Here is a 3,417-nt window from a genome sequence, read left to right as displayed (position 1 = left end):
GCCAGGCCTCAGCATTTTATTATGGTGATCCCCTGGGCGAAATGCGCCTGGTAAGCAGAGTTTTTGAAATGTAAGGCCTTTGAATAAGACAAAAGGCTGCCTCATCGCTAACTTTGCAACAGTGCCAGTTTTATTACGAACGTGTTTTGGGTGGACAACGGAAAACATATTTCATCGAAAGACCAAAAAAAGAAAAAACACTTCCTGTTGTGATGAGTGAAGAAGAAACCATTCGGGTACTACGCGCTATTGAAAACGTGAAACACAAGGCTATTCTGATGACTATTTATTCGGCAGGTTTGCGCATTTCTGAATGTATAAACCTGAAAATAAAAGACATTGACTCCAAGCGCATGCAAATTCGTATAGAACAGTCAAAAGGAAAAAGAGATCGTTATACCATTTTATCTGAGAAAACATTAATTATTTTAAGAACATACTTTATGGAATATAAACCAAAAGATTATTTATTTGAAGGTCAAAAAGGTGGCGCATACTCAAGCCGAAGTATTCAAAACATTTTTAAAGCAGCTGTTTTAAAAGCAAAGATTCAAAAGGAAGTTACTGTACATACCTTACGACATAGCTTTGCAACGCATTTGCTTGAGAATGGTACGAGTTTACGTTATATTCAATCGTTGTTAGGTCATTCAAGCAGTAAAACAACTGAGGTTTATACACATATTACCACCAAGGGAATGGAACAATTAAAAAGTCCGATGGATTTGTTAGATATATAGAAAGGATTTGTATATTTGAGCAAAACTTAACAAAAAGCACTATGAATATAAATCCTTTTGAGAGAGTAGAAACGAACGGTAAACGGTTGAAAACGGATTTGTCACTGATAATGAAAGGTTTAGCAAAATAAGATATAGTGGATATATACGCCATTTGGCGTATAGCCACTTGTTATGTGCCATTTTTGAATGACAATGCGAATAGATACGGACAAACAAATGAATTTACTTAGTGATAAGAACGTTGCAATAATTGGTGGTGGACCCGTTGGACTGACTATGGCAAAATTATTACAGCAAAACGGCATAGACGTTTCAGTTTACGAAAGAGACAACGACCGAGAGGCAAGAATTTTTGGTGGAACCCTTGACCTACACAAAGGTTCAGGTCAGGAAGCAATGAAAAAAGCGGGATTGTTACAAACTTATTATGACTTAGCCTTACCAATGGGTGTAAATATTGCTGATGAAAAAGGCAATATTTTATCCACAAAAAATGTAAAGCCCGAAAATCGATTTGACAATCCTGAAATAAACAGAAATGACTTAAGGGCTATCTTGTTGAATAGTTTAGAAAACGACACGGTTATTTGGGATAGAAAACTTGTTATGCTTGAACCTGGTAAGAAGAAGTGGACACTAACTTTTGAGAATAAACCGAGTGAAACAGCAGATTTGGTTATTCTTGCCAATGGTGGAATGTCGAAAATAAGGAGCTTTGTTACCGACACGCAAGTTGAAGAAACCGGTACTTTCAACATCCAAGCTGATATTCTTCAACCGGAAATAAACTGTCCCGGATTTTTTCAGCTATGCAACGGCAACCGATTAATGGCGGGACATCAGGGCATTTTATTGTTTGCCAATCCCAATAATAATGGTGCATTGTATTTAGGAATTAGTTTTAAAACGCCCGATGAATGGAAAAATAAAATTCCCTTAGATTTTCAGGACAGAAACAGCGTTGCCGATTTTTTATTGAAAAGATTTTCCAAATGGAGTGAAGTTTACAAACAATTAATACGTTCGGTATCAACATTTCAATGCTTGCCCACAAGGAAATTTCCTTTGAACAATGATTGGAAAAGTAACCGTCCATTACCCATAACAATGATTGGCGATGCTGCTCATTTGATGTCGCCTTTTGCAGGACAGGGTGTAAATACGGGATTATTGGATGCTTTGATATTGTCTGAAAACCTTACAAACGGAGAATTTACAAGTATTGAAAATGCCATCGAAAACTACGAACAACAAATGTTTGTTTATGCAAAAGATACGCAGGACGAATCGACAGAAAACGAAACCGAAATGTTTAGTCCCAATTTTTCGTTTCAAAAATTATTGAATCTATAAACAGTAAGAAAAAACGGCTACTAACAAGCAGTTTTGCAATAGTGGGGCAGAAGTGCAAAATTGAACTTGTGTGCTTCTATCAACTTTTGTACATTAGCTGCCAGTTTAAGATGGGTGCATTTGAGTATGCCCAAAGGAGCCCGCAAGTATGCGCAGGACGAAGCCAGTAGCCGCGCCGATGGTGGCGCGGGTCTATCTGCGCGTCAGCACCGACGCGCAGGACTTGGAACGCCAAGAGGCGATCACTACGGCCGCGAAGGCCGCCGGCTACTACGTCGCCGGCATCTACCGTGAGAAGGCATCCGGCGCACGCGCCGACCGGCCTGAGCTGCTGCGCATGATCGGCGACCTACAGCCCGGCGAGGTGGTCATTGCCGAGAAGATCGACCGCATCAGCCGCCTACCTTTGCCCGAGGCCGAGCGCCTGGTGGCCTCGATACAGGCCAAAGGCGCACGCCTGGCCGTCCCTGGCGTGGTCGATCTATCCGACCTGGCGGCCGAGGCCCAGGGCGTCGCCAAGATCGTGCTGGAAGCCGTGCAGATCATGCTTTTTCGCCTGGCCTTGCAGATGGCCCGCGACGACTACGAGGACAGGCGCGAACGCCAGCGCCAAGGCATTGAGTTGGCCCGCCAGGCCGGGCGGTACAAGGGCCGCCGTGCTGATCCGAAGCGCCGCGCCCAAGTTGTCGCGCTGCGCAAGTCCGGCTACAGCATCAACAAGACCGCCGAGCTGGCCGGGTACAGTGCGGCCCAGGTGAAACGGATATGGGCCGAGGTCAGCCAGGCCGAAGCGAAGCAGCACGGCGCGTTCGTGGAGGACGCATTGACGGAAGCCGATGCCCTGGCCGCTGTCGGCCAGGATGAGCGCCAGGAGGAAAGGGCATGAAGAAGCCGAACCAAGACGACGAGCCGTTTTTCATCACCGAGGAGATTGCGGCCGAAATGATCGCCGGCGGCTATGAGTTCGAGCTGCCGCCCATTCCTTGCACCATCCGCCTACGCGACGTGCTGGAGCGCATGACCGATGCTGAGCTAGCATTGCAGCCGGGCGAGATCGCCGACCAGGAGCGTGAACGCTGCCGGCGCAAGCCGTGTTCAACCTCATGATCTGGTCATGGTATTTTTCATGGCACTGAGCCTGATAGTTCTTGCAAATTGTTGTCACTAAAGGGTTTTGTGTGCTTGTTTACAATCGAGTGGGAGTGACGGGCACTGGCTGGCAATGTCTAGCAACGGCAGGCATTTCGGCTGAGGGTAAAAGAACTTTCCGCTAAGCGATAGACTGTATGTAAACACAGTATTGCAAGGACGCGGAACATGC

At 45.6% G+C, this 3,417-nt stretch carries 4 protein-coding genes; all 4 read left to right on the top strand.

Annotation, left to right across the window (positions count from 1 at the left end; all coding sequences use genetic code 11):
• Window positions 1-146: 146 nt before the first annotated feature.
• The 4 genes from FTT70_RS13380 (at window position 147) to FTT70_RS13365 (ending at window position 3,203) form a co-directional block, all read left to right on the top strand.
• The gene (locus FTT70_RS13380) at window positions 147-740 is read left to right on the top strand and encodes a tyrosine-type recombinase/integrase (RefSeq protein ID WP_205779272.1); all 594 of its coding nucleotides are present in this window, start codon (window positions 147-149) and stop codon (window positions 738-740) included.
• Window positions 741-929: 189 nt separating this feature from the next.
• Entirely contained in the window at window positions 930-2,096 is a 1,167-nt protein-coding gene (locus tag FTT70_RS13375) for a tetracycline-inactivating monooxygenase Tet(X3) (protein ID WP_024160783.1), read from the top strand.
• Between the two features lie 148 nt (window positions 2,097-2,244).
• On the top strand, window positions 2,245-2,982 hold the full coding sequence (locus FTT70_RS13370) for a recombinase family protein (protein ID WP_001366550.1): 738 nt from the start codon (window positions 2,245-2,247) through the stop codon (window positions 2,980-2,982).
• Window positions 2,979-3,203, top strand: a complete 225-nt coding sequence (locus tag FTT70_RS13365) for a hypothetical protein (RefSeq protein ID WP_000743213.1) — start codon at window positions 2,979-2,981, stop codon at window positions 3,201-3,203. The genes FTT70_RS13370 and FTT70_RS13365 overlap by 4 nt, the downstream gene beginning before the upstream one ends.
• Window positions 3,204-3,417 lie beyond the last annotated feature (214 nt).

The organism is Acinetobacter sp. YH01003, assembly GCF_013420525.1.
GTDB classification, from domain to species: domain Bacteria; phylum Pseudomonadota; class Gammaproteobacteria; order Pseudomonadales; family Moraxellaceae; genus Acinetobacter; species Acinetobacter towneri.
The sequence above is the reverse complement of the archived record's forward strand: the minus strand, read 5'-3'. Positions and strand labels throughout refer to the sequence as shown.

Bases quoted from the DNA above. Each gene is read 5' to 3' on its own strand.
- FTT70_RS13375 (WP_024160783.1), top strand. From the start codon at position 930: ATGACAATGCGAATAGATACGGACAAACAAATGAATTTACTTAGTGAT.
- FTT70_RS13370 (WP_001366550.1), top strand. From the start codon at position 2,245: ATGCGCAGGACGAAGCCAGTAGCCGCGCCGATGGTGGCGCGGGTCTAT.
- FTT70_RS13365 (WP_000743213.1), top strand. From the start codon at position 2,979: ATGAAGAAGCCGAACCAAGACGACGAGCCGTTTTTCATCACCGAGGAG.